The organism is Amycolatopsis heterodermiae (assembly GCF_034929455.1).
GTDB classification, from domain to species: domain Bacteria; phylum Actinomycetota; class Actinomycetes; order Mycobacteriales; family Pseudonocardiaceae; genus Amycolatopsis; species Amycolatopsis heterodermiae.
On record NZ_JAYFSI010000002.1, the window covers coordinates 837,099 to 862,799 of the forward strand.

General features: G+C 72.5%; 24 protein-coding genes. 15 read left to right on the plus strand and 9 right to left on the minus strand.

Translation table 11 applies throughout. From position 1 onward, the window contains the following. Window positions 1-65 precede the first annotated feature (65 nt). Window positions 66-638 carry a snapalysin family zinc-dependent metalloprotease gene (locus VA596_RS14215; RefSeq protein WP_323327071.1) on the minus strand — a complete coding sequence of 191 codons (573 nt, stop codon included), beginning with the start codon at window positions 636-638 and terminating at the stop codon, window positions 66-68. A gap of 248 nt (window positions 639-886) precedes the next feature. Here VA596_RS14215 and VA596_RS14220 point away from each other — a divergent pair, with 248 nt between their 5' ends. From VA596_RS14220 to VA596_RS14245, 6 genes are all read left to right on the plus strand, one after another. Then, window positions 887-1,135: a PLD nuclease N-terminal domain-containing protein gene (locus VA596_RS14220; protein ID WP_323327073.1), complete on the plus strand. Its 249-nt coding sequence runs from the start codon at window positions 887-889 to the stop codon at window positions 1,133-1,135. Next, window positions 1,132-2,037 (plus strand): ATP-binding cassette domain-containing protein, encoded by a 906-nt coding sequence (locus VA596_RS14225; RefSeq protein ID WP_323327075.1) that lies wholly within the window; start codon window positions 1,132-1,134, stop codon window positions 2,035-2,037. The genes VA596_RS14220 and VA596_RS14225 overlap by 4 nt, the downstream gene beginning before the upstream one ends. Window positions 2,038-2,110: 73 nt before the next feature. Continuing rightward, window positions 2,111-2,794, plus strand: coding sequence for a hypothetical protein (locus VA596_RS14230; RefSeq protein WP_323327077.1), 684 nt, complete (start codon window positions 2,111-2,113; stop codon window positions 2,792-2,794). A gap of 25 nt (window positions 2,795-2,819) precedes the next feature. Beyond that, window positions 2,820-3,950, plus strand: coding sequence for a sensor histidine kinase (locus VA596_RS14235; RefSeq protein WP_323327079.1), 1,131 nt, complete (start codon window positions 2,820-2,822; stop codon window positions 3,948-3,950). Next, a complete protein-coding gene (locus VA596_RS14240) occupies window positions 3,947-4,591 on the plus strand; it encodes a response regulator transcription factor (RefSeq protein ID WP_323327081.1) in 645 nt (214 codons plus the stop codon). Before VA596_RS14235 ends, VA596_RS14240 begins: the two co-directional genes overlap by 4 nt. A 144-nt stretch (window positions 4,592-4,735) precedes the next feature. Beyond that, the gene (locus tag VA596_RS14245) at window positions 4,736-5,575 is read left to right on the plus strand and encodes an alpha/beta hydrolase (RefSeq protein ID WP_323327083.1); all 840 of its coding nucleotides are present in this window, start codon (window positions 4,736-4,738) and stop codon (window positions 5,573-5,575) included. Window positions 5,576-5,591: 16 nt separating this feature from the next. Here VA596_RS14245 and VA596_RS14250 read toward each other — a convergent pair whose 3' ends face one another. The 4 genes from VA596_RS14250 to VA596_RS14265 form a co-directional block, all read right to left on the minus strand. After that, on the minus strand, window positions 5,592-6,266 hold the full coding sequence (locus VA596_RS14250; RefSeq protein ID WP_323327085.1) for an SGNH/GDSL hydrolase family protein: 675 nt from the start codon (window positions 6,264-6,266) through the stop codon (window positions 5,592-5,594). 84 nt (window positions 6,267-6,350) lie between these two features. After that, on the minus strand, window positions 6,351-7,376 hold the full coding sequence (locus VA596_RS14255) for a ketoacyl-ACP synthase III family protein (RefSeq protein WP_323327087.1): 1,026 nt from the start codon (window positions 7,374-7,376) through the stop codon (window positions 6,351-6,353). Beyond that, complete coding sequence (locus tag VA596_RS14260) at window positions 7,363-7,665, minus strand: hypothetical protein (RefSeq protein WP_323327089.1); 303 nt, start codon at window positions 7,663-7,665, stop codon at window positions 7,363-7,365. Before VA596_RS14260 ends, VA596_RS14255 begins: the two co-directional genes overlap by 14 nt. Window positions 7,666-7,937: 272 nt before the next feature. Next, window positions 7,938-8,696, minus strand: a complete 759-nt coding sequence (locus VA596_RS14265) for an SDR family NAD(P)-dependent oxidoreductase (RefSeq protein WP_410171880.1) — start codon at window positions 8,694-8,696, stop codon at window positions 7,938-7,940. A gap of 131 nt (window positions 8,697-8,827) precedes the next feature. On the opposite strand from VA596_RS14265, the gene VA596_RS14270 reads away from it, so the two are divergent. Next, entirely contained in the window at window positions 8,828-10,918 is a 2,091-nt protein-coding gene (locus VA596_RS14270) for an RICIN domain-containing protein (protein ID WP_323327090.1), read from the plus strand. A gap of 54 nt (window positions 10,919-10,972) precedes the next feature. Here VA596_RS14270 and VA596_RS14275 read toward each other — a convergent pair whose 3' ends face one another. Beyond that, complete coding sequence (locus tag VA596_RS14275) at window positions 10,973-12,634, minus strand: AMP-binding protein (protein ID WP_323327092.1); 1,662 nt, start codon at window positions 12,632-12,634, stop codon at window positions 10,973-10,975. Between the two features lie 69 nt (window positions 12,635-12,703). Beyond that, window positions 12,704-13,324, minus strand: a complete 621-nt coding sequence (locus VA596_RS14280) for a TetR/AcrR family transcriptional regulator (RefSeq protein ID WP_323327094.1) — start codon at window positions 13,322-13,324, stop codon at window positions 12,704-12,706. Between the two features lie 69 nt (window positions 13,325-13,393). Here VA596_RS14280 and VA596_RS14285 point away from each other — a divergent pair, with 69 nt between their 5' ends. From VA596_RS14285 to VA596_RS14315, 7 genes are read left to right on the plus strand one after another with little or no spacing between them, the layout of a single operon-like run. After that, on the plus strand, window positions 13,394-14,545 hold the full coding sequence (locus VA596_RS14285) for an acyl-CoA dehydrogenase family protein (RefSeq protein ID WP_323327096.1): 1,152 nt from the start codon (window positions 13,394-13,396) through the stop codon (window positions 14,543-14,545). Between the two features lie 8 nt (window positions 14,546-14,553). Beyond that, the gene (locus VA596_RS14290; protein WP_323327098.1) at window positions 14,554-16,104 is read left to right on the plus strand and encodes an AMP-binding protein; all 1,551 of its coding nucleotides are present in this window, start codon (window positions 14,554-14,556) and stop codon (window positions 16,102-16,104) included. Beyond that, window positions 16,104-17,702, plus strand: a complete 1,599-nt coding sequence (locus tag VA596_RS14295; RefSeq protein ID WP_323327100.1) for an acyl-CoA carboxylase subunit beta — start codon at window positions 16,104-16,106, stop codon at window positions 17,700-17,702. The genes VA596_RS14290 and VA596_RS14295 overlap by 1 nt, the downstream gene beginning before the upstream one ends. Before the next feature lie 4 nt (window positions 17,703-17,706). Then, window positions 17,707-19,659, plus strand: a complete 1,953-nt coding sequence (locus VA596_RS14300) for an ATP-binding protein (RefSeq protein WP_323327101.1) — start codon at window positions 17,707-17,709, stop codon at window positions 19,657-19,659. After that, complete coding sequence (locus VA596_RS14305) at window positions 19,656-20,402, plus strand: enoyl-CoA hydratase/isomerase family protein (RefSeq protein ID WP_323327102.1); 747 nt, start codon at window positions 19,656-19,658, stop codon at window positions 20,400-20,402. The genes VA596_RS14300 and VA596_RS14305 overlap by 4 nt, the downstream gene beginning before the upstream one ends. 1 nt (window position 20,403) lies before the next feature. Continuing rightward, window positions 20,404-21,183: a TIGR03084 family metal-binding protein gene (locus VA596_RS14310; RefSeq protein ID WP_323327104.1), complete on the plus strand. Its 780-nt coding sequence runs from the start codon at window positions 20,404-20,406 to the stop codon at window positions 21,181-21,183. Beyond that, window positions 21,180-22,901, plus strand: coding sequence for an acyclic terpene utilization AtuA family protein (locus VA596_RS14315; RefSeq protein ID WP_323327106.1), 1,722 nt, complete (start codon window positions 21,180-21,182; stop codon window positions 22,899-22,901). The genes VA596_RS14310 and VA596_RS14315 overlap by 4 nt, the downstream gene beginning before the upstream one ends. Window positions 22,902-23,145: 244 nt before the next feature. Here VA596_RS14315 and VA596_RS14320 read toward each other — a convergent pair whose 3' ends face one another. Together VA596_RS14320 and VA596_RS14325 are read right to left on the minus strand one after the other, a co-directional pair. Next, window positions 23,146-23,523 (minus strand): hypothetical protein, encoded by a 378-nt coding sequence (locus VA596_RS14320; protein WP_323327108.1) that lies wholly within the window; start codon window positions 23,521-23,523, stop codon window positions 23,146-23,148. 71 nt (window positions 23,524-23,594) lie between these two features. Next, entirely contained in the window at window positions 23,595-24,635 is a 1,041-nt protein-coding gene (locus tag VA596_RS14325; RefSeq protein ID WP_323327110.1) for a PucR family transcriptional regulator, read from the minus strand. Between the two features lie 103 nt (window positions 24,636-24,738). Between VA596_RS14325 and VA596_RS14330 the strand changes: the two genes are divergently transcribed. Further along, window positions 24,739-25,701 (plus strand): alpha/beta hydrolase, encoded by a 963-nt coding sequence (locus VA596_RS14330; protein WP_323327112.1) that lies wholly within the window; start codon window positions 24,739-24,741, stop codon window positions 25,699-25,701.

The window sequence follows — 25,701 nt, forward strand, 5'->3', positions numbered from 1 at the left end:
CGCCGTTCGCGCACGTTGAACGGCCCCCGGGGACGAGGTCCGCGGGGGCCGTCCGGTGGTGCCGGTCAGAACGTGAGGACCGTGCCGTCCTCGTAGATCCGCTGCTCCGGCGCGTTGTTCGCGGCGAAGCCGTTGGCCCACAGGGAGTTCACCCGGGAGCGCTCGGCCGAGTTCGGGACCGCGACGCGGCAGGACGTGCCGGGGCCGCCGCCGGACATCAGCTCGGAGCACGGGCCCGAGTAGTGGTCCGGCAGGCCGAGGGCGTGGCCGGTCTCGTGCGCGGTGATCCGGACCGGGTAGTACTGCTGGGCCTGGGTGTAGTCGATGAAGATGGTGCCGCTGCCGTGGCCGTTGGTCTGGGCGTACGAGCCGCGGGGGTCGTTGCCCTCGACGTAGCGCAGGCTGGCGCCGGAGGACCGCTCGACCAGCCGGACGTTGGTCACGCTGCTGTTCCAGTTCGCGGCACCCTGGTTGATCTGCGAACGGAACGACGGGGCGCCCGACGTGCTGTAGTACACCGTGGTGACGGCGGCTTCCTGCTGGGTGGACGCCGGAGCGGCGGTCGCGGTGCCCGCGGCGAGCGGGGTGAGGGCGATCGCGAGCGCGACAGCGCCGGTCAGGGCGAACTTCCTGGACATCGGAAGACTCCTCGTGGGGGACGGGGATTTGCCGGATTTGCGCGCGCTTGGGGAAATTTACCCCGCGGACACACGCCGCCGGAGCCGACTTCCGTAGGGCTCGTGCTTGGTGAATTCCCAACACTATCTGCGGGTTGACACGGGCTAGTACTTTCCGCTTATCCCGGCCGGGCCGAAGATCCGATGTGCCGGGACGCCCGCGCGGCGATCGTGGAGTCCTCAGCCAAGATCCCGTGAGGAGAACCCCGATGAGCTCGCTCGCCGCCGCCGGTGACCACGCGACGACGTGGTCGTGGCTCGCGCTCGGCCTGACCGGCGCGGTCCTGCTGGCCTTCGTCGTGCTGTTCGTGTCCGCCCTCTTCAGCATCCTCGGCTCGCGCCTGACCGGGGGCATGAAGCTCGTGTGGGTGGTCTTCGCGTTCTGCGCGCCGTTCCTGGGCAGCCTGCTGTGGTTCGCCTTCGGCCGCCGCGACGCGGGTGAGCCGGTGCGGCGATGATCGTCGCGGAGGGGCTGACCCGGCACTACCGCGGCGGTGCCGGCGTCGAGGACCTGTCGTTCACCGTGCGCCCGGGCGTCGTGACGGGGTTCCTGGGCCCGAACGGCGCAGGGAAGTCGACGACCATCCGGCTCATGCTCGGCCTGGAGCGCGGCGCGGGCCGCACGACGTTCGGCGGCCGCACGTACGCCCAGGTCGCGGACCCGCTGCGCGCGGCGGGCGTGCTCACCGACGCGGGCGCGATCCACCCGGCGCGCACCGCCGCCGCGCACCTGCGGATGGTCGCCGCGGGTGGCGGGCTGCCCGCCCGGCGCGTCCGCGAGGTGCTGGCCACGGTCGGGCTGGAGTCCGTCGCGGGCCGGCCCGCTGGGCGTTTCAGCCTGGGCATGAAGCAGCGGCTGGGCCTGGCGACGGCGTTGCTGGGCGACCCGGAGTACCTGATCCTCGACGAGCCGGCCAACGGCCTGGACCCCGAGGGTGTGCGCTGGATCCGCGACCTGCTGCGCCGCCTGGCCGGTGAGGGCCGCACGGTCTTCGCGTCGTCCCACCTGCTGGCGGAGATGTCCTTGCTGGCGGAGGACCTGATCGTCATCGGCGACGGCCGCCTGGTCTCGGCGGGCCCGCTGGACGAGTTCGTCGCCCGGCACGCGCAGGCGGACGTCGTGGTGCGGACGGGCGGCGCACCGGCGCTGATGGTCGCGCTGACCCGGGACGGCCTGCGGGTGCGGCAGGAGGCTGACGGGGAGCTGGCGGTGGACACCGCCGACACCGAGCGGGTGGCCGCGGTGGCCGCCCGGGCGGGGGTGGGGGTGCGGGAACTGTTCGTCCGCCGGAGTGGTTTGGAGGACGCCTTCCTCGCCGCGACCGCCGCCGCGGTGCGGCACCGAGGTGAGCCGTCGTGAGTCCCGCGAAGCGGCGGCACTTTCACGTGAAAGTGCCGCTTCGTCCCGCAGACCTGCACCGAGGGGAGCTGTTGTGAAGAACGCCTTGGCTTACGAATGGATCCGCGCCCGTTCGTTGCGGTCGACCTGGCTGCTGCTGCTCGCCGCCGGGGTGCTGGAGTTCGTGTCCGGCCTGTACTGGGGGCTCAAGCGCGATCTCGGCGACCTCGACGCGTTCACCTCGTCGTTCGGGCTGGTCGCGCGGCTGGGGGCGTTGCTCGTCGCCGCGGTCGGGGTTGCCGCGTTCGGGCTCGACCACCAGCACGGGACGCTCGCCACCACGCGGCTCGTGCTGCGGTCGCCCGCGCGGATCGTCGCCGCGCGGGCTCTGGTCACCGGCGGCCTCGGGCTGCTCGGCGGGCTGCTGATGGTGGCGCTCGCCGCGGCCGGGGTGCTGGCCGGGGGAGGGGTCCTGCCCGCCGGCGCGGGGGCGGCGGGCAGGACCGTCTCGGCGGTGCTGCTGCTGACCGTCCTTTCCGGACTCGCCGGCGTCGCGCTCGGGGGGCTGCTGCGGCACACCGCGGCCGCCATCGGGGTGTTCGCCGTGTGGACGCTGGTGGCGGAGACGACGCTGGCCGCGCTCGCGAAGGTGCCGATGACCGCGCTGCCCTTCAGCGGGACGGCCCTGCTGAGCATGCCCGGGCCGGTGGTCTTCGCGGCCCTGACCGCCGTCGCACTGGCGGCGACCGGATTCACCCTGGCCCGCCGTGCCGGGTGAGGGCCGTCGGCATAGCCTGGGCGCGATGCGATGGCTCACGTGGTGGGACGGCCGGGTCGCGCTGCTCGCCCTCGACGTCGCGGTGGTGGCGGCCGTGATCGCCGTCACCCTGGCCGGCGGCGACCCGCGCGACCCGCACCCCGCGCTCTACGTCCCGGCGGTGATCTTCTCCGCCCTCGTGCTGCTCGCCCGCCGCCGATGGCCGTTCCTGGTGCTGCTCGTCGGGGTCGGCTGCCTCTTCGCCGGGGTGACGCTGATTCCGCTGACCATCGCCCTGTACTCGGTCGCGGCCCGCCACGGTGTCAGCGTCCTGACCGGGGTCGCGATGGTCGTCACCGTGCTCGCCGGCCGCGTCCTGGACGTGGTCCGGGAGCCGGCGGACCTGCTGACCATCGTGCTGGTGCTGGGGATGTTCGCCGTCGGCCCGGTGCTCGCCGGGCTCTGGATGCACCAGCGCGCCGCGCTGCTCGCCGTGCTGCGGGAACGTGCCGACGAGGCCGAGCGCACCAGGACCCTGCTCGCCGACCAGGCCGTGTTCGCCGAGCGGCGGCGGATCGCGCGCGAGATGCACGACGTCGTCGCCCACCGGGTGACGGCCGTGGCGCTGCAGGCCGGTGCCCTGTCGCTGCGGGCGCCGGACGAGCGGACCGAGCAGGCCGCCGAGACGATCCGCGCCGTCAGCGCCACCGCCCTGGAGGAGCTGCGGGGCATCCTGCAGGTGCTGCGCGACGACGCCCCGGACGCGGCGAGCCCCGGCGCCGGGCTGCTCGCGTCGCTCGAGGACCTGGTCGAAGAGGTCACCGCGACCGGCGCCCGGGTCGAGCTGAAGCTGCCGGACCCGCTGCCCGCCGTGCCGGACCAGGTCGGGCGCGCCGCCTACCGCGTCGTGCAGGAATCCCTGACCAACGCGGGGAAGCACGCGCCGCACGCCGCCGTCGACGTCCGGCTGGCCACCGACGGCGACCGGCTCGCGGTCGAGGTGACCAACCGGCTCACCCCGCGCCACACCGGCGTCCCGGGGTCCGGCTACGGCCTGGTGGGCATGCGCGAGCGCGTCGAACTGGCCGGCGGCGACCTGCGGACCGGTCCGACCGGCGACGGCCGGTTCCGCGTGCTGGCCGAATTCCCGGTGTTCCCGGTACAGGAGGCGAAGTGACGGTCAAGGTCGTGCTGCTGGAGGACGAGGAGCTGGTCCGCAGCGGCATCCGGATGATCCTCGAGTCGGCGGGGGACGTCGAGGTCGTCGCGGAGGACACCAACGGCGTGCGGGCGGTCGAGCTGACCGACCGGTACCGCCCCGACGTCGTGCTCACCGACGTCCAGATGCCCAAGGTCGACGGCATCGAGGTGGTCCGCCGGCTGGCCGGGCACCCGGCGGCGCCCGCGGTGGTCGTGCTGACGACGTTCGACGTCGACGAGTACGTCTACGCCGCGCTGCGCCACGGCGCGGCCGGGTTCCTGCTCAAGGACACCCCGCCGCGCGAGCTGGTCACGGCGGTGCGGGTGGCGGCCCGCGGCGAGGCGATGCTGTCGCCGAAGATCACCAAGCGGCTGCTGACGGACTTCGCGACCGGCGGGGCGCGGGAGCAGGCGCGGGGCAGGCTGGCCGCGCTGACCCCGCGCGAGCACGACGTCGCGGTGCAGATCGGCCGCGGCCTGAGCAACGGCGAGATCGCCAAGGCCCTGGTGGTCAGCGAGTCGACCGTGAAGGTCCACATCGGACACATCATGGCGAAGCTCGAGGCGGCGAACCGCACCCAGGTGGCGATCCTCGTCCACGACGCCGGTCTGGGCTGAGGTTCCGTGCCTGCCTGACGCTCACGAAGCGGATTACCGTCACCGCAGTGGCCGCCGCGCTCGGTGTCTGCACGACGAAACCACTACACGGACTTCTCCAAGATCTGATCCCGTCCGCCGCGGCGCCGGCTCCGAACCCCGGGTATGAGGCTTCGCGACCGGCTCGCGGCGATGGTCATGCACGGCACCGCGCGGTGGACCGTGCGCTACGGCGACAACCTGCGCTTCGCCGGCACCGACCTCCCGGCACCCTCGGTGGTGCGGGTCCCGACCCGGCACGGCCCGGTGCGGGTGCACGTCTACCGTCCGGCCGCGGATTCCGGTGGCGCGTACGTGCACTTCCACGGCGGTGCCTGGCTGATGCGCTACCCGGCGATGGACGACTGGTGGTGCCGGTACGTCGCGGCCACGGCCGGGGTGACGGTGTATAACGTCGATTACCGCTGCGGACCGTACGTCGCGTTCCCGGTGGCGCAGCACCAGTGCTTCGACGTCGCGTCCCGGATCGCCGCGGACCGGGTGGCCGTCGGCGGGTTCTCGTCCGGCGGCGGGCTCGCGGCGGCGGTCTGCCTGCAGGCGCGTGACGCGGGCGGGTGGCGGCCGCGGCTGCAGGTGCTGGGTGTGCCCGCGCTGGACCTCGCCACCGACCCGGACCCGGCGGCGGGCGGGATGATCTCGCCGGGGCTGCGCGATCTGGTCCGCCGGGTGTACTTCCCGGACCCGGCGACGCGGCGGCACCCGTACGCGTCGCCGTTGCTGGCCGACGATCTCACCGGGCTGCCGCGCGCGGTGGTCCTGACCGCCGAACGGGACGCCCTGCGCGCCGACGGCGAGAGCTACGTCTCCCGCCTTCGCGCGGCGGGCGTCGAGGTGCTGCACGACCGGACGCCGGGGGCAGACCACTACTTCCTGACGGAGGACCCGGAGCGGGCCCGCACCACGATGGCCCTGGTGGCCGCGGAAATCGCCCGCGCGCTCACGTGACGCGCCCCAGCTTGGGTCAGTCGCGGGCCCGCCTCGCCAAGCAGGCGCGGACCGGACCCTCGAAGATCCCCGCGATGCTCTCGTAGCCCACGTCGTTGGGGTGGAACCAGTCGCTGGCGAGGCTGCCACGCAGCGGGCCCAGGGCCGGGCCGCGCATGTCGGCCACCTCGATGCGGCCGTGAGCGCCCGCCTCGTCGAGCAGTGCGTTGACCGCGCGGGCCTCGGCGTTGCCCTGCGGCAGGGTCGCGACCACCGAGCGTCCCGGCGGGAGGCGCTCCAGGAGCGTCGCGAACCGGGCGGGGACGTCGCGGCGGCGGGACGGGGTGAGCATGTCGTTCGCGCCCACCAGCACCGTGACCAGGGTGGGCGCCTCGGGCAGGTGCGGCAGCTGGGCGTCGAGCACGTCCTGGATGCGGGCCCCCGACGCCGACAGGTTGAGGACCGCGAACGGCCGGCCGAGGCGGGCGTTCAGGCGCGGGACCCAGCCGCCGTCGACGTCGTGCGCGCCGATGCCCTGGGTCATCGAGTCGCCCAGCGCCACCCACAGCGGCCGGCCGGACGCGAGCGCCAGGCGGTTGGCCGAGGCCCACGACCGGGCGAACGGTTCCTTCTGCGCGCGGACCCGGCCGATGCCGGGTACCAGCACTGCGGAGACGTCGAGCAGGCGGCTCGACCACGTCCGTCGCGGCACGGGCAGGTCCCTTCGTGAAGCGGTTTCCCGGGATTCGGCGCCGGGCTCGCCCCGGATGGGGTGGCCTGGGCCACCCCATCCGGTCTACGCGAGTTCGAGCACGACCGCCGTCCACGTCATGCCGACGCCGATGCCCAGCAGCAGCACCGTGTCGCCCGGACCGGCCTCGCCGCTGGCCAGCAGGTGCTCGAGCGCCACGACCTGGTCGCTCGCGCCCAGGTGCCCGACCCGCAGCCCGAACTCCGTCATCGTGCGGTCCTCGGTGATCCCGAGTGGACGGAGGATCTGCGTCTCCACCAGCCGCCTGCCGTAGTGCGGCGCGCAGATCTTCGTGATCTCCGGCAGGTCGACCCCGGCGTCGGAAAGCGCTGTCTTGACGACCGTGGTGACGGCGTCGCCGTTGCGGGTGGCGACGTGCGCCGGGCCGCCCTGGCGGCTGAGCCACTGGCGCTTGCGGCGGCGGATGTCGATGCCGCGGTGGGCGGCGACGCTCGCCTGCCGGAACGGTTCGTCCCCGCGCTGCAGGCCTTCCAGCGACGGGTCGGTGTACGACGCGATCGCCCGGATCCGGGCCAGGCCCGGCCGGCGGGTCAGCACCACGGCGCTGCCCGCGTCGCCGTAGACGATCCCGATGTCCGTGCTCCAGTGCGGGAACCCGGGCGCGCCGAACCGGTCGCCCGCGGTGATGAGCGCGGCGTCGTGGTCCGGGCGGCCGCGCAGCACGCTGGCCGCGAGGTCGATCCCGGCGACCAGGCTGTTGCTCATCGCGCCCAGCTCGAGCGTCAGGCCCGGCCCGGCGCCGACCCCCAGCTGGTCGCGGACGTACGACGCGGCGTGCCAGAAGTCGATGCCGGAGTGGTAGATCCCGGCGTGCAGGCACAGCGACGGCCACACCGGCTCGCCCGTGGTGGCCCGCGCCTGCTGAAGCGCCTGGCGGCCGGCCCGGACGGCCAGCTCCGGGCCCGGCCGCTCGGCGACCGCGGTGGACAGCTGCCCGGTGCGGGCGGCGTCGTCGTGGGTGAACTCCCCGGCCGCGATCGGCGCCGAGACCGGGATCAGCGCGCCGACGTCGCAGCCGATCCCGTTGAGGTACAGGTCATCGAGCCGCATCGGGGGCCACCTCCGGGTGCCTCAGCACGGCTTCGATCTCGGACAGCGTGTCGTCCACGTGCAGCGGGGGAGCGGACACGCACCCGGCCGCCGCCAGCTCGGCGGCGACGGCTTCGGCGGTACCGCGGGTGAACCGGTGGAAACCCGCGAAGCGGGCCTGCTCGGTGCCCGGAACGGCGATGGCCAGGTGCGCCCAGCCCGTTTCGCGGTCCCAGCGCACGATCAGCCGGGTGGTCCCGGTGCCCGGGCGGGTGTCACGGAGCACCTGCGTCAACGTCGTGGCGGTCAAGGAACTTCCTTTCGGCACGGCGAAGCAGCGCGCGCCGGACGGGCGCGTGCTGCCTGGGGGTGGCGCGAGCCGCGTCGTCGGGGCCCGCAGGAACGCTGCGAAACGTACCGCGATGATCTTCGCGCGCCAGGCACCCCCGGATACAGACAGTGATCGGAGTGGCTGCTAAGGAAGATCAACCATGCGTTTTTTCGAATATAGCTGGATTTCCCACGGAGTGGATCATGAGGTTCTTTCGCGTGGCTGTCACCCAGGGTAACGGCGTGACCGTGTCACCAAGTCGGGTGGACCGAGACGCCGCCGTCGACGACGAGGTCGTGGCCGGTGATCCAGGAAGCCAGCGGCGAAGCGAGGAAGACGCACGCGTTCGCGACGTCCTCCGGTGTGCCCAGTCGTTCCAGTGGTGCGGCGCGCCGCCAGCGCTCGACGCCTTCGGGCCAGTCCATGCCCGGGCGGTCGATCAGCCCGGGCGACACGGTGTTGACGCGGATCCCGCGCGGCCCGTACTCCAGCGCCGCGCCCCGCGCGTGCATCACCAGCGCCGCCTTGGCCGCGCTGTAGTGGACGTGCCCGGGCGCGGGCTGCTTCGCCTCGATCGACGCGATGTGCGTGACGCTCCCGCCGTCGCCCATCAACCGGGCCGCCGCCTGGGTGCAGGAGAACGCGCTCGTGAGGGTGGCGTCCAGCATCGCCCGCCACCGCTCGACGGAGAGCTTGTCGAGCGCTTCCACCGGCTGCACGCCGGCGTTGTTGACGAGCGCGTCGAGCCGGCCGCCCCACTCCGAGACGGCTTCGAGCATCGCGTGGCAGGCGGCGTCGTCGGTCAGATCGGCGGTGAACGCGCGGGCCCGGTCGCCGAGCGCGGCCACCAGGTCGTCGGCCGCGCCGGGACGCCGGTGGTGCACGGCCACCGCGCTGCCGGCTTCGGCGAACCGCCGCGCGATCCCGCGGCCGATCGTGCCGGACGCGCCGGTGACGCAGGTGACCGTGCCGGACAGGTCGGGCAGGCCACGGGCCGCGTTGTCGCTCACGTCCCGATCGTAAGGCACGGTCAAATGAGCAAACATGCTCACAACGGCTCTTGACAGATCAGAAAACGACACAGAAGCTGTTCGATATTGTTCGATCGCTCGCTCAGGTCCCCGAGGAGACGACCGTGGTCATGTCATCGCTCAGTGCTTCGCTCGCTGCCGCGGCGCTCGTCGCGGGGCTCGCGGCTGCCCCGCCGGCCGCCGCCTACACCGTGTCTGTCGGGTCCACCGGGACGTACGCGTACCCGACCGACACGCCGGCCGGAGCCTTCATCGACAAGGACGGCACGTTCTACTTCCAGCAGTCCGCCGCCCTCTACGGCGCGGACGGCCCGCGCGAGTGGGAGTTCTACACGGGCGCCGACTTCGACTCGGCCACCAAGTCGAGCGCGCTGAGCAACGCCGTGAACCCGGCCGACTCCCGCGACAGGAACAACGACACGACCTGGCGCTGCAACACGAGCCCGACCGGCAAGGAGGCGACCGATCCGCCGGCCGGGTCGGGCTACACGCAGAAGAACTTCTGCGACCTCGTCGGCACCTGGGTCGACCCGGACACCGGCGCCTGGTACGGCCTGGTGCACAACGAGTTCACGCCCGAGCCGTTCGGCGCGTACTCGTTCTCGCACTACGACGCGATCGACTGGGCCGTCTCGACCGACCAGGGCCACACCTGGAGCATCAAGGGCCACGCCATCACCTCGCCGTACAGCACGAAGCGCGGCGACACGACGGCGTTCCCGAACCAGACCTTCGACTACGGCGACGGCGACCCGCGGCTGTTCGCCGACCCGGTGTCGGGCTACTTCTACGTCTACTACGGCTCGCGGATCGTCCCGAAGGCCGGCGCGGGCGGAAGCATGGTGGGGCTCGCGCACGTCGCCCGCTCGCCGATGTCGGCGAAGATGGCGACCGGCTCGTGGCAGAAGTGGTACGACGGCCAGTGGACGCAGCCGGGTGTCGGCGGCCAGGAAAGCAACATGGTGCCGACCGGGACCAACGCTTCGGGGTACACCCCGCCGGCCGACGACTACGACCCGGCGAACACCGGCAACGTCGACCAGCAGGTCGCCGCTGGGCAGCTGCCGCCGAAGTCGGACCTGTTCGTCATGAACATCGCCTACGACGCGCACCTCGGCCTCTACATCGGCGAGCCCGAGGTGGTCACCGGCACCGCGCCGCAGAAGTTCTACGTCACCGACGACCTGGCCACGCAGAAGTGGCGCCTGATCGGCGACTCCGGGGCGTACAAGTCCGGCTCCTGGTACCGGTGGTTCACCGACAACGCGAACAAGACGAGTTCCACGATCGTCGGCAAGACGTTCCGGTCGTACTGCTCGATCGCCTGCGCGTCCTCGGACGGTGAGTACGCGAACATCACGGTCACCGGCACTCCCGCGGCGTCGCCGGTCGACCCGGCGAAGACCTACCGCATCGGCAGCGGCGCCGGCCGTGTCCTGGCCCAGGTTTCGGGCAGCTCCGCGACGACGTCGACGACCGGTGCTTCGGACCTCGCCGCGTGGACGTTCACCGCGACCGGGGACGGCGCCTACCGGGTCACCAACGCCGCCACCGGCCAGGCGCTCGGCGTGCCGACGTCACCCGCGAACCGTGCCTGGGGCACGAAACCGGTCGTGACGGCGGGATCGTCCGTGGGGCAGCAGTGGTTCGCCGTCCCGGCCCAGGGCGGCGGGTTCCGGCTGGTCAACCGGTACAGCGGGCTGGCGCTCAGCCTTTCCGGCGTGGCCGACACCACGCCGTTCCGTGCCTGGACCGGCGGAAACCGGACCGCGGCGGAGCAGACGCTGACCTTCACGGCGTCCACTGTGGACGGGACGCACACGGTGACCGCGTCCGGCAAGGCCCTGGACGTCCCGGCGCACTCGACGACCGCGGGCACGGCCCTGGTGACGTGGACGCCGAACGGCGGCACCAACCAGAAGTGGGTCTTCACGCACCAGGCCGACGGCAGCTACCGCATCACGAACGCGGAGTCGGGTCTCTGCCTGGACGTCGCCGACGGCTCTCCGTCGGCGGGCGCGAAGGTGATCCAGTGGACGTGCACGGGCGGCGCCAACCAACGCTGGCTGCTCGGCCCGGGCGGCACTCTCAAGGCGCAACACAGCGGCCTGGTCCTGACCACAGCGTCCACAGTGGACGGCGCGGCGGTGACGCAGCAGCCCGACACCGGGACGGCCCTGCAGCGCTGGACCCTCGGCTAGCCCTCGGTGCAAGTGGTCGTGAGTGCGTAACAGTGTTAGAACACTGTTACGCACTCACGACCCGTCGTAGAGTGCGGAGTGCTGGGTGCGGAGTTTGTACTTGAGGATCTTGCCGCCCACCGTTTCCGGGAGGGTTTCAGCGAAGACGATGCGCTTCGGGCTTTCGTAACCCGCCAGGCGTTCGCGGCAGAAGGCGATCAGCTCGGCTTCGGACGCCGGGGTGCGGGTGACGACCACCGCCGTCACCGCCTCGCCCCAGCGTTCGTGCGGCAGCCCGATCACCGCCGACCGCAGGACCGCCGGGTGCTGGCCCAGCACCGCCTCGACGCGCATGCTCGAGACGTTCTCGCCGCCCGTCTTCACGATGTCCTTGTAGCGGTCGACCATCACGCGCAGGCCGTCGTCGTCCACCACGGCCGAGTCGCCGGAGTGGAACCAGCCGCCGCGGAAGGCCTCGCGGGTTGCCTCCGCGTCGCGGTAGTAGCCCGCCGTCATCACCGGGGAGCGGTAGACGGCCTCGCCCGGGACGCCGCGGACCGGCTCGCCCAGCTCGTCGACGACGTCGGAGGCGAGCAGCCCGCTCGGGACGCCGACGTAGTTCAGCGCGGGCGCGGTGCGCGCGTGCACCTCCGGCCAGGCCGACGGCCAGAACCGGTGGCACGCGATGGCTTCCGTCTGCCCGAAGATGCCGACCGTGACGAACCCGGGCGCGGTCCGGGCTTCCAGCCGCCGCAGCACGTCGGGGGAGAGGACGCCCCAGCCGTAGACGAGCGTCGTCAAGGAAGTCAGGTCGAGGTCGCCACGAGCGTCGATCTCGTCGGACAGCGCCGTGACGAACTGCGGTGACCCCGCCCAGACGGCGGTGGCCCGCGACCGCGCCAGCGACTCCGCGACCGGGCCGGGCACCGGGCGGCGGCCCAGGATCAGCGTGCCGCCGGCGAAGAACGTCGAGTACGTGAACAGCGCGTCGCCGACGTGGTAGATCATCGGCAAGAACGTGCAGACGCGCAGGTCGGTCTCGTGGCGCAGGCCGCGGGTCAGCGACAGCGCGAAGTTCAGCCCGGCCAGGTGCGCGTAGCTGTGCGAGAGCATCACGCCCTTCGGCATCGCGGTGGTGCCGGAGGTGAACAGCAGCTGGAAGATGTCGTCGCCGTGGATCTCGACGTCCGGTTCGGTGTCCGGCTGCCCGTCGAGGAACCCGCCGAACGACGGCGAGCCCGCGACCGGCCCGCCGCCGACCGTGACGGTGGCGCCGACCCGCACCCCCGGGACGCCCTCCAGCCGCGGCCAGAGTTCGGCGTCGACGATCGCCAGCCGGGGTTCGGTCTGCCGCACGAGGTGGTCGAGGACGTCCGGGGCGAGACCGGGGTTCAGCGGGACGGCGACCATGCCCGCCTTGGCGATCCCGATCTTGGCCAGGAACGCCTCGACGGTGTTCTCGCAGAACAGCAGCACCCGGTCGCCGGGCGCGAGTCCCGCGGCGGCGAGTGCGTGGGCGAGCCGGTTGGCGGCCTGGTCGGCCTGCCGGTAGGTCATGGAGGCGAACTGCTCTTCGCCGCAGACGCCCTCGAGCGCGACCTGGTCCGGGCGGCTCCAGGTGAGCCGTTCGAAGACGTCGCCGATCGACGTGCGCTCCCAGCGGTGCACCGCGCGGCGGCCGCGCAGCGTCTCGACGTCGATGGCCGCCTGCGTGGCGCTCTCACTGGTCGTGGTCATGCCGGGCTCCTTCGCCGTCGCCGACGACGATCAGCATGCCGTGAGCCAGGTCACCAAATCAAGAGAAAGTTATTCGCCATTCACTGAGGCGGGTGGTGTCGGCGTGACGCCGAGGCAGGCGTGGGCCATCTCGTCGAGCAGGGCCGCGAGCCTGTCCGGGGCGAGGCCGCTGCGGAAGAACAACGTCGACTGCACCGCGCCGATCGCCGCGTGCACGGCCAGGCGCAGCTCGCCGTCGGCCAGGTCGGGGCGCAGCGGGGCGAGCACGTGCACCCAGTCCTCGAGGTAGTGCCGCTGCAGCCGGCGCAGCCGCCGCCGGTCCTCCTCGGGCAGGTTGTGGACTTCGCGGTGGTAGACCGCCAGCACGGTGCGGTCCTCGATGGCGACCCGGACGTGATCCCTGATCAGGCCGGACAACGCGGCCCGGTCGCCGGGTGCGTCGGCGAGGATCGCGGCGGCGCCGTCCTGCAGCCGGTCCATCACGCGGTCGAGCAGCGCGACCAGGATCGCGTCCTTGTTCTCGAAGTGCCGGTAGACGCCCGAGCCGACGATGCCCGCCTCCGCGCCGATGTCGGCCATGCCGATCGCGTGGAACCCGCGCCGCGAGGTCAGTTCGGCCGCGGCGGTCAGGATCCGCTCCCGCCGGTCGGGGTCGCGCCGGCGGCGGGTGGTCGAGGAGGGTGCCGTCATCTTGTCATCCTCGCAGACGGGCGCTACGGTGCGCTATAAGTGAATATGAAATCACTAAGGAGCGTCGGCGTGGACGTGTTCGAGAGCGACGAGGCCCGCGACCTCCGGGCCGCGGTCGGCGCGATCGCCGCCCCGTTCGGAGGCCGGTACTACGTCGAACACGCGCGTGAAGGCCGTGAGTGCACCGAGCTGTGGCACGCGCTCGGCGACGCCGGGTTCATCGGCGTCAACATCCCCGAGGAGTACGGCGGGGGCGGCCGCGGCCTGGCCGAGCTGACCATCGTGATCGAGGAGAGCGCCGCGAAGGGCGCGCCGATCCTGCTGCTGCTCGTCACCGAAGCCATCTCCGCCGAGGTGATCAGCGAGTTCGGCACGCCCGAGCAGCGCAAGGAATGGCTGCCCGGCATCGCGAGCGGCCGGACGAAGGTCGTCTTCGCCATCACCGAGCCCGACGCCGGCTCCAACACCCACAAGCTGGCCACCACCGCCCGCCGCGACGGCGACGACTGGATCGTCGACGGCGAGAAGTACTACATCTCCGGCGTCGACACCGCCGACGCGCTGCTGCTCGTCGCCCGCACCGGCCGCGACCCCGGCGGCACCGCCCAGTTGTCCCTGTTCCTGGTCCCGGTCGACGCCCCCGGCCTCACGGTGACGCCCCTGCCGGTGGACGTCATGCTCCCGGAGAAGCAGTTCACGCTGCACTTCGACGGCGTCCGCCTGCCCGCGTCGGCGCTCGTCGGCGACGAGGGCGCGGGCTTCCGGCAGGTCTTCCACGGCCTCAACCCCGAACGCATCACCGGCGCGGCGCTCTGCGTCGGCATCGCGCGGTACGCCCTCGACGTCGCCGCTCGCTACGCCCGCGAGCGGACCGTGTGGGACCAGCCGATCGGCGTCCACCAGGGCGTCTCGCACCCGCTCGCCAAGGCCAAGATCGAAACCGAGCTGGCCGCCCTGATGACGCACCGGGCCGCCGCGCTGCACGACGCCGGCCAGCCCGCGGGGGAGGCGTCGAACATGGCCAAGTACGCCGCCGCGGAGGCCGCGCTGGCCGCCGTCGACGCCGCGATCCAGACCCACGGCGGCAACGGCGTCTCGGCGGACTTCGGGCTGCTGCCGTACTGGGGGCTGGCCCGCTTGCTGCGGATCGCCCCGGTGAACCGCGAAATGATCCTCAACTTCGTCGCGCAGCACAGCCTCGGGCTGCCCCGGTCCTACTAGGAGGACTGATGACGGACCACAACCTCGTCCACCGGGTCAACGTCGGCGACGCGCTGACCCGCGTCGCGTTCGCCCGGCCGGAGGCCCTCGCCGTCGTCGACGGCGACCGCCGCTGGACCTACGGCGAGTTCGACACGTGGGTCAACCGGCTCGCGCACGGCCTCCTCGCCCGCGGCTACGCGACCGGGGACGTTCTCGCGCTGGCCTCGGCCAACAGCGCCGAGTTCCTCGCCGTCTACTACGCCTGCGCGAAAATCGGCCTCGTCTGCGTGCCGATCAACCTGGGATGGCGCGGCGACGAAATCGCTTACGTGCTCGGGCATTCGCAGGCCCGCGGCATCGTCGTGGAGAGCCAGCTCGCCGACGCGGTCCTGCCCGCGGTGCCCGGCGACGCCGACGTGATCGTCGCGCCCGGCACCGGCGAGGTCACGGGCCTGACCCTCGACGACGTGCTCTCGGACGACACCACGTCACCCGAGGTCGTCGTCGAGGACCGCGCTCCACTGTCCTATCTGTACACATCCGGCACCACGGCGTCACCGAAGGGTGTGGTCGGCACGCACCTGGCGATCCACCTGGAATCCATGTCGGCCGCGCTGGACTCCGGCTGGCGCGCCGACGACCGGTTCGTCGCCATGATGCCGATGTTCCACACCGCGCAGCTCAACGCCTTCTGCACGCCCGCGATCGTCGTCGGCGCCACGATCTTCGTGCACCGCGGCTTCGACCCGCAGCGGTTCCTCGACACGATCGAACGCGAGAAGATCACCCAGGTCTTCGGCCTGCCGATGATGTACCGCGCGGCGCTGGACCACCCGTCGTTCGGCGAGCGCGACCTGTCGTCGCTGCGCCGCGCCGTCTACGCGATGGCACCGATGCCGGAGGCGCAGATCAAGGCGTGCCTCGACGGCTTCCGCTGCGACTTCGCGCTGCTGTTCGGGCAGACCGAGATGAGCCCGATCACGACGCTGTTCCGGCCCGAGCACCAGCTTTCGCACGTCGGCGCGGTCGGCACGCCGCTCACCGGCGTCCAGGTCGGCATCATGGACCCGGACGGGAACCTGCTGCCGCGCGGTGAGCAGGGCGAGATCGTCTACCGGGCGCCGTCGGCCATGCAGGAGTACCTGCACAACCCCGAGGCGACCGAGGAGGCGTTCCGGTACGGCTGGTTCCACTCCGGCGACGTCGGCCGGTTCGGGCCGGACGGCGTGCTGTGGTTCGCCGACCGGTACAAGGACGTCATCAAGACCGGCGGCGAGAACGTCGCGTCGATCGAGGTCGAACGGGCCGTCTACGACACCGAGCCGGACGTCGCCGAGGTCGTGGTCGTCGGCCTGCCCCACGAGCGGTGGACCGAGGCCATCACGGCCGTGGTCGTGCCGAAACCGGGGGCGTCGATCGACGCCGAGGACCTGCGGCTGCGGCTGAAGGACCGCCTGGACGGGTACAAGGTCCCGAAGGCCGTGATCGTCACCGGCGAGCTGCCGCGCACGTCCACCGGGAAGATCCAGAAGAACCTGGTCCGGGACCAGCACTCCGGGCACTACGGGGGAGCCTGATGACCGTTCTCAAGACCCTGCTCGACGTCTCCGCCGAGGGCTACACGACCAACCGGAAAGCCCAGCTGGAAGCCCTGGCGCGGCTGGAAGAGCAGCTGGAGCTGGCCATCGCCGGCGGTGGTGAGCGGTACGTCCAGCGCCACCGCGACCGCGGCAAGCTCCCGGTGCGCGAACGCCTGGAGCTGCTGCTCGACCCGGACAGCCCGTTCCTGGAGCTGTCCGCGCTCGCCGCGTGGGGCACCGACTTCACGGTCGGCGCCTCGGTGCTCACCGGCATCGGCGTGGTGTCCGATGTGGAGTGCGTGGTCATCGGGCACGACCCGACCGTCCGCGGCGGCGCGATGAATCCGTACTCGTTGCGGAAGACGTTGCGCGCGTTGGAGATCGCGCGCATCAACCGGTTGCCGGTGGTCAACCTCGTCGAGTCCGGCGGGGCCGACCTGCCGACGCAGGCCGACCTGTTCGTGCCGGCCGGGCGGATCTTCCACGAGCTGACCGAGCTGTCGTCCCTGGGCATCCCGACGCTGGCCATCGTGTTCGGCAACTCGACCGCGGGCGGCGCGTACGTGCCCGGCATGTGCGACTACGCCGTGCTCGTCGACCAGCAGGCCAAGGTGTTCCTCGGCGGGCCGCCGCTGGTCAAGATGGCCACCGGCGAGGAGGCCGACGACGAGTCGCTCGGCGGCGCCGACATGCACTCCCGCGTCTCCGGCCTGTCCGACTACTTCGCGGTCGACGAGCGGGACGCGATCCGCCTCGGCCGGCGCGTGCTGTCCCGGATCAACTGGCGCAAGCTCGGCCCGGCACCCAGCCGGACGCCCGAGCCGCCTCGGTTCGATCCGGAAGAGATCCTGGGGATCGTGCCGCCGGACCCGAAGGTGCCGTTCGACCCGCGCGAGATCCTCGCCCGGACCGTCGACGGCTCGGACTTCGACGAGTACAAACCGCTTTACGGCACCTCGCTGGTCACCGGCTGGGCGAGCATCCACGGTTATCCGGTCGGCGTGCTCGCCAACCACCGCGGCGTGCTGTTCAGCGAGGAGGCCAAGAAGGCCAGCGAGTTCATCCTGCTGGCCAACCAGACGGACGTCCCGCTGGTGTTCCTGCAGAACACGACCGGCTACATGGTCGGCACCCGCTACGAGCAGGGCGGCATCATCAAGGACGGCGCCAAGATGATCAACGCCGTCACCAACAGCACGGTGCCGCACCTGACGGTCAACATGGCGTCCTCGTTCGGCGCCGGCAACTACGGCATGTCCGGGCGCGCGTACGACCCGCGGCTGATGTTCGCCTGGCCCGGCGCGAAGCTCGCGGTGATGGGCGCGGCCCAGCTCGCCGGGGTGATGTCGATCGTCGGCCGCAACTCCGCCGCGTCGCAGGGAAAGCCGTTCGACGACGACGCCGACCGCGCGCGCACCGCCGCGATCGAGGCGCAGATCGAGACCGAGTCGCACGCCTTCGCCGTCAGCGGCCGGCTGTACGACGACGGCATCGTCGACCCGCGCGACACCCGGGACGTCCTGGGGATGTCGCTGTCCGCCGTCCACTCCAACCGCGTCGAGGGCCGTCGCGGCTTCGGCGTCTTCCGGATGTGAGCCGATGATCGCGAAACTGCTCGTCGCCAACCGCGGGGAGATCGCCGCCCGGGTCATGCGCACCGCGCACGACCTCGGCATCTCCACCGTCGCGGTCTACTCGGACCCGGACGCGGGCGCGCCCTTCGTCCGGCTCGCCGACGAGGCCGTCCGGCTGCCCGGATCCGCCCCTTCGGAGACCTACTTGCGTGCCGACCTGGTGATCGCCGCCGCCCGGGCGACCGGGGCGGACGCGGTGCACCCGGGGTACGGGTTCCTGTCGGAAAACGCCGGGTTCGCCCGCGCCTGTGCCGAAGCCGGGCTGACGTTCGTCGGGCCGTCACCCGAGGCCATCGCGTCGATGGGCTCGAAGATCGAGGCCAAGGCGCTGATGGACGCGGCCGGGGTGCCGGTGCTGCCGGGAGCGACCGTCACGGACGAGACCGACCTCGCCGCCGTCGCCGCGTCGATCGGCTTCCCGGTGCTGGTGAAGGCCGCGTTCGGCGGTGGCGGTCGCGGCATGCGGGTGGTGCACGACTCCGCGGGACTGGAAGTGGCCGTCGAGGGCGCTCGGCGTGAGGCCGCGTCGGCGTTCGGGGACGGCTCGGTGTTCCTGGAACGGTTCGTCGTCGACCCGCGGCACGTCGAAGTCCAGATCCTCGGGGACACCCACGGCGAGGTGGTGCACCTCTTCGAGCGGGAGTGCTCGATCCAGCGGCGGTACCAGAAGATCGTCGAGGAAAGCCCGTCTCCGGCCGTGGACGACGCGCTGCGCGCCGAGCTGGGTGCCGCGGCCGTCGCCGCCGGGAAGGCCATCGGCTACACCGGCGCGGGCACGGTCGAGTTCGTGCTGGATCAGGACGGCCGGTTCTTCTTCCTCGAGGTCAACACGCGGTTGCAGGTCGAGCACCCGGTCACCGAGCTGGTCACCGGCCTGGACCTCGTCGAGCTGCAGTTGCGCGTCGCCGAAGGGGAGCCGTTGCCGCCCGAGGTGCTGGGGGCCCGGATCGACGGGCACGCGATCGAGGTCCGGCTCTACGCCGAGGACGTCCCGGCCGGGTTCCTGCCCGCCACCGGCACGCTGCACCGCTTCCGCGTCCCGCCGCTGCGCGGGGTGCGGGTCGACTCCGGTGTCGAGGACGGGTCCGTCGTGGGCCCGCACTACGACCCGATGCTGGCCAAGGTGATCGCCCACGGCCGGACCCGGCGTGAGGCCGCGCGGACGCTGGCGCGGGCGTTGCGGCAGGCCGAACTGCACGGCGTCACGACCAACCGGAACCTCCTCGCCGGGATCCTGGCCGAGCCGGAGTTCCTGGCCGGGCGCACCGACACCGGCTACCTGACCCGGCACGACCCGGCCGCGCTCGGCGCGTTTTCCGGCGGGGCCCGGCAGGCGGCGGCCGCGGCGTTGGCGGCCCAGGCGCGCAACCGGCTCGCCGCGCGGGTGGTGCCCGAAATGCCGTCCGGGTGGCGCAACGTCGGCGGGGCTTTACAACGGGTGGCGTACACGGCCGGCTCGGAAACCCTGGAGGTCGCGTACTCGCTGCGGCGGTCCGGCCTGCGCGTCACGGTGAACGGCGAGCCGCTCGGTGGCGTGGTGCGGCTGCTGTCCGCGTCCCATTCGCTGGTGGAGCTGGAGATCGACGGTGTCCACCGGAGTTACGCCGTGCAGACGGTGGCCGGGGTGTCCTATGTGGATGGACCCGACGGTTCGGCAGGTTTGGTGGAGGTGCCGCGGTTCGCCGATCCGGACGCCGTCACGGCCGCGGGGTCGTTGCTCGCGGCGATGCCCGGTGCCGTGGTGCGGGTCCTGGCGGGTGAGGGCGATGCCGTGACGGCCGGGCAACCGCTGGTCGTGCTGGAGGCGATGAAGATGGAGCACACGGTCGCCGCGCCGGCCGACGGCGTGCTCTCGGACCTGCGGGTGAGCCAGGGCGACCAGGTAGACACCGGCCAGGTGCTGGCGGTCGTCTCGTGAGCGTCACCTACGAGGTCGAAAACGGCGTGGCCTGGTTGACGATCGACCGGCCCGAAGCCCGCAACGCACTGTCCAAAGAGGTCCGGGACGGCCTGTGGGAGGGCACCCGGAGGTTCGTCGACGACGACTCGGCGGCCGTCCTGGTCTTGACCGGGGCGGGGGACAAGGCGTTCTGCGCGGGCGGTGACCTGAAGGAGATGGCCGAGACGGCCCTGGAGATCCCGCCGCCGGACTTCCTGCCGGTGTTCGGCCGCAACGTCGACGTCCCCAAGCCGACGATCGCCGCGGTCAACGGCGTCGCCTACGCCGGTGGGTTCCTGCTGGCCCAGCAGTGCGACCTGGTCGTGGCCGCTTCGCACGCCCGCTTCGCGGTGACCGAGGTGAAGGTCGGTCGCGGGGCGCCGTGGGCGGCGCCGCTGTCGTGGCTGGTGCCGCCGCGGATCGCCATGGAGATCCTGCTGACCGGCGACCCCCTCGACGCCCAGCGGGCGCGGGAGGTCGGGCTCGTGAACGACGTCGTACCGCTGGACGAGCTGCGGTCCCGGACGCAGGCGCTGGCCGAGCGGATCGCGGCCAACGCCCCGCTGTCTGTGCGGGCGGCGAAGCAGACGGCGTACCTGCAACGCCAGGACGTCTACGACCGCGCCGACGAGATCTGGGCGCCGGTGTACCGCTCGCGGGACGCGCAGGAAGGTCCCGCGGCGTTCCGCGAGAAGCGCACGCCCGTGTGGGAAGGACGCTGACATGCCCGTCTCGCTGGACGCCCTGCTCGACGACCTCCTCGCCGAGTCCGCCGACGTCGAGGCCATGCTCGCCCCGCTCGACGACGACGGCATCGCGCGGCCGACCCCCGCGGTGGGCTGGGACATCCGGGACCAGGTCACGCACCTGGCCTTCTTCGACCAGACTGCGACGCAGGCCGCCGTCGACCCCGAGGGCTTCCAGCTCGCGGCGGCAGCGTTGCTGGCCGACGGCATGGACTTCCCCGACCGTGTCGCCGCGCAGTACAAAGAACTGGGCGCCGACGAGATCCGGGTGTGGTTCCGGCGCGCGCGGACGACGTTCGTCACGGCGTTCCGCGGCCGCGACCCCCGGGCGCGGCTGCCCTGGTACGGGCCGGACATGAGCGTCGCGTCGTCGGTGACCGCGCGGATCATGGAGACCTGGGCGCACGGGCAGGACATCGCCGACACGCTCGGCGTCACGCGCGTGCCGACCGACCGGCTCCGGCACATCGCCCACCTCGGCGTCTCGACGACGGCGTTCAGCTTCGGGCTGCACGAGCGCCCGGCGCCGGTCGTCCCGATCCGGGTCGTCCTGCACGCGCCTTCGGGCGACCGGTGGACGTGGGGTGACGGCGCCGCCGCCGACCGCGTCGAAGGGACGGCGCTCGACTTCTGCCTGACGGTCACCCAGCGACGGCTCGCTTCGGACACCGGCCTGGTGGTGCGCGGACCGGTGGCGCAGGAGTGGATCGGTATCGCCCAGGCCTTCGCGGGCGCGCCCGGCCGGGGACGCGCGTGAAGCGCCCCGTCCGGATCGCGAACTGCTCCGGCTTCTACGGCGACCGCCTGGAGGCGGCGCGGGAGATGGTCGAGGGCGGCCCGATCGACGTCCTCACCGGTGACTACCTCGCCGAGCTGACCATGCTGATCCTCTGGAAGGCCCGCCGGAAGGACCCCGCCGCCGGGTACGCGAAGACGTTCCTCACCCAGCTCGAGCACGTCCTCGGCACGTGCCTCGACCGTGGCATCCGGATCGTCGCGAACGCCGGTGGCCTGAACCCGGCGGGGCTGGCCGCGCGGATTTCGTCGCTGGACTCGCAGGCGAAGATCGCGTACGTGGACGGTGACGACCTCGTCGACCGCCTGCCGGATCTGGCGCACCTCGACACCGGCCGCAAGCTCTCCGAAGCCGGGGTGAAACCGTTGACCGCCAACGCCTATCTCGGCGGCTGGGGCATCGCGGCGGCGCTGGAGGCGGGCGCCGACGTCGTCGTGACCGGGCGGGTCACCGACGCGTCACTGGTCGTCGGGCCGGCCGCGTGGTGGCACGGGTGGACGCCGGGGGACGTCGACGCGATCGCCGGGGCGATGGCCGCCGGGCACGTGATCGAGTGCGGCCCGCAGGCGACCGGCGGCAACTACGCCTTCTTCGACGAGGTCACCGACCGGCGGTACCCGGGCTTCCCGATCGCCGAGGTCGCGGGCGACGGCTCGAGCGTCATCACCAAGCACGCCGACACCGGGGGACTGGTCTCGGCCGGGACGGTCACCGCGCAGCTGCTGTACGAGATCGCCGAACCCGCGTACGCCGGGCCGGACGCCGTCGCGCACTTCGACAGCCTGCTGCTCGCCGAGGAGGAGCCGGACCGGGTCCGGATCAGCGGAACCCGCGGCAGCCCGCCGGGGGACCAGCTCAAGGTCGCGCTGAACTACGACGGCGGCTACCGCAACACGATGACGCTGGTGCTGACCGGCGACCGCATCGAGGAGAAGGCTTCGTGGGCCGAACAGCAGCTGTTCGACCTGCTGGGCGGCAAGGAGCAGTTCGCCGAGGTCGACGTCACGCTGCTGCGGTTCGACCACCCGGGTTCGCCGGTCAACGCCGAGGCGACCGCGCACCTGCGGATCACGGTGAAGGACCCGGACGCCCGCAAGGTCGGCCGCCGCTTCTCGAACACCACGATGGAACTGGCCCTCGGCGGTTATCCAGGCTTCCACACGACGACCCCGCCGACCGCGGAGAGCGCTTTCGGCGTCTACTGGCCGGCTCTGGTGCCCGCTGCCTTGGTCGAGCACCGGGTGACCCTGCCCGACGGCTCACGTCTCGTGATTCCGCATCCGCCGACCGGGCCCGCGGTCTCCGTGCCTCCGGTTTCCCTCGAGGCGCGGGACTTCGGGCCGACGCGACGGGTCTCACTGGGCGCGATCGCGGGTGCTCGCTCGGGCGACAAGGGCGGTAACGCGAACGTCGGCTTCTGGACCCGCACCGAGGACGAGTACACGTGGTTGCGGGGCTACCTGGACGTTCCGCGCTTCCGCGAGCTGCTGCCGGAGGCGGCCGAGCTGGAGGTCCGCCGGTTCGAGCTGCCGAACCTGCTGGCGCTGAACTTCGTGGTGGCGGGCCTGCTCGGCGACGGCGTGGCGTCGGCGACCCGGCCGGACCCGCAGGCCAAGGGACTCGGCGAGTACCTGCGGAGCCGGGCCGTGGAGGTGCCGGTGGTCTTGCTGGAGCCGTGACTCAGGTCTGTGAGGGTCGTGCTCGCCGGCGGTGAGTGGTTCGTTGACGGGGTGGTCCTGCTATGCGCAGCGAAGGTGGCTCTCGGCGCGCGTGGACCGGAACTTTCCGTGATCGGTTTGGTGGCAGGGGTTTCTGAGGTTGCTGTGCTGCGGTGGGATGCGCGCACTGTGGCGTGGGGTGCATCCCGCACTGCCGAAGCCGCCACCTTGCGACGCGCGACACCAGCCGCTCCCGGTGTGTGGCTCAGGCGTTCATCCAGTCCGTGCAGGTCCAGGTGGGTGTCTTCCAGCAGCCGCGGAAGATGGTGATCGGGTTCGCGGCCGTGCCCGGGGTCTTCGCGCTGCAGCCGGAGCTGCTGCCGTTGGCGTCGTCGACGCCGCTTCCGCCGCCACTGCGGGTGCGCCACTCCGTGCGGAAGCCGTAGCTGTCACTCCAGGTGTCGCAGGAGTAGACCCTGGTGTGGCTGTTGGTGATTCCGCCGTAGCCGCAGCGGAACTGTTGCTGGTAACCGCAGCGGACGACCTCGGCGAGGGCGTCGTGCGCCGATGCGGCGGGCGCGACGGCGAGGGTTCCGGCGGCGGCCAGCAGGGTCGCGATGGCGAGGGTCGGCAGTTTCGGCACGTGTCCTCCTAGGGGATGTCCGTGCCGTCCACTCCGGGAGCCCGGTGCCGGTTGGGTCGCGGGCCCCGGTGTCACCCGTTCGGCGCAGTGTCCACTTCGGACGGTCCGGCGTCGCGCAGCCGGCGCAGCATCAGGGCCAGGTGCAGGCGGAGACGGCCGGTGGGGGAGTCGACGTCGAAGCCGAGGACCGAGCCGGCCCGGGCCAGGCGGGCGGGCATCGTGCTGTGGTGGCGGTGCAGGACGGCCGCGGCCTTGCGGGCCGAGCCCGTCGCGCAGAGTGCCGTCAACGCCGCGAGGATGTCGTCGCCGTGCGGTTCCTCGGCCAGGCGGTCGAGGGCCTGGATGTCGGGGAACTCCGCCAGGTCCGCGGGCGTGAGCCGGCCGGCGAGCGCGGCGAGGCTGCCGAGGCGGTCCGACCACACCACGGGCTCGGCGTCGGCTGTGAACCGCAGTGCCGTGCGCGCGGCCTGCCAGGAGCGGGCCAGGTCCAGCGCGGGCACCTCCGGGCCGACGCCGATCCGGGCGCCCGGCGGCGCCGTCCCGGGTCCGTCGGCGGTGAGCACGGCCCGGACGTCGCCGAACGCGGCGGACCGGCCGGGGAGGTCGGCGCCGGTGGCCGCCAGCACGCGCAGCCGGGCCGTCGTGCCGAGGCCGAGCAGGTGCAGCGCCCGCGAGCGCTCGGCCGTCCCGATCCCCTCGGACAGCACCAGCTCGACCAGCGCGGGGTCGCCGAGCGCGGGCAGCGGCACGCTGGTGTGCTCCAGCAGGACGGCGGTGGCGATCGCGAAGCGCTCCAGCAGGATGTCGTCGAGCGGGGTCGGCGGGCCTTCGCGGCAGACCCAGACCACCACGCCACCCTCCAGGCGGCGCACGGCGGCCCCGGCGGGCACCCGGCCCGAGGCGGTGACGCCGGCGTCCGGTTCCGCCCGCAGCGCGAGGCCCTGCGCGGGGGCGTGCACCCCGGCCCCGCAGCCGGCCAGCTGGGCCGTGCTGCGCACGAGGACGTCGAGACTCGCCCGATCGGTGATCAGGCGGTCGAAGAACCCGATCACCCGCACCGCGTTCTCGGCGTCGGCGTCGAGTCCGGACAGCCTCAGCAGCAGGCCCTTCATGAGGCCACGATAGGCGCGTCCGCCGCCGGATGGCGAGGCCCGGGCCGCCAACCCCCGCCGCGTGGCGGTGGCGACGGCGTCGGCGCGCGCCGAAGATCGGAGCATGACCTACGCGATCGATCCCGAGCTGCTGCCCTGGCTGGACATGCTCCCCGCGGTGACCCTGCCCGACTACGACGCCCTCCTGGCCGCGCGCGCTTCGATGTCGCAGCTGCAGGAGGTCATGCCGGCCTACGACCCGGTGCACCCGGTCGACGTGCGGGACACGACCGTGCCCGGGCCGTCCGGCGCCCCCGACGTCCCGGTGCGCGTGTACAGCCCGGCGGACCGGGAAGGCACGGTGCCCGCGCTGGTCTACATCCACGGCGGCGGGTTCATCCTCGGCGACCTGGACATGTTCCACGCCTCCCTGCTGCACCTGGTCGACGAGCTGGGCATCGTGATCGTGTCGGTGGACTACCGCCTCGCGCCCGAGCACCCGTTCCCCGCGCCGGTCGAGGACTGCTACGCGGCGCTGACCTGGACCGCGGCGAAGGCGGCCGAGCTGGGCATCGACCCGGAACGGATCGGCGTCGGCGGCGAGAGCGCGGGCGGCGGGCTCGCCGCCGCGACGGCCCTGCTGGCCCGCGACCGCGGCGGCCCGGCGCTGCGCTTCCAGTACCTCGGCATCCCGGAGCTGGACGACCGCCTCGAGACGCCGTCGATGAACGCCTACGTCGACACTCCGATGTGGAACCGCCCGAACGCCGTCTACAGCTGGACGAGCTACCTGGGCACCGAGCCGGGCGGCGCCGACGTCTCCCCGTACGCCGCACCCGCCCGCGCCACGGACCTGGCCGGGCTGCCGCCCGCGTTCGTGAGCACCTGCCAGTTCGACCCGCTGCGCGACGAGGGAATCCAGTACGCGCAACGCCTTCTGCAGGCCGGGGTGACCACGGAGCTGCACCACTACCCGGGCACCTTCCACGGGTCCGCGATCATCCAGGACGCGGCGGTCTCGCGCCGGATGCTGGTCGACGAGGTCGCCGCGCTGCGCCGCGGGCTCGGGGTGACGGCGAAGGACTGA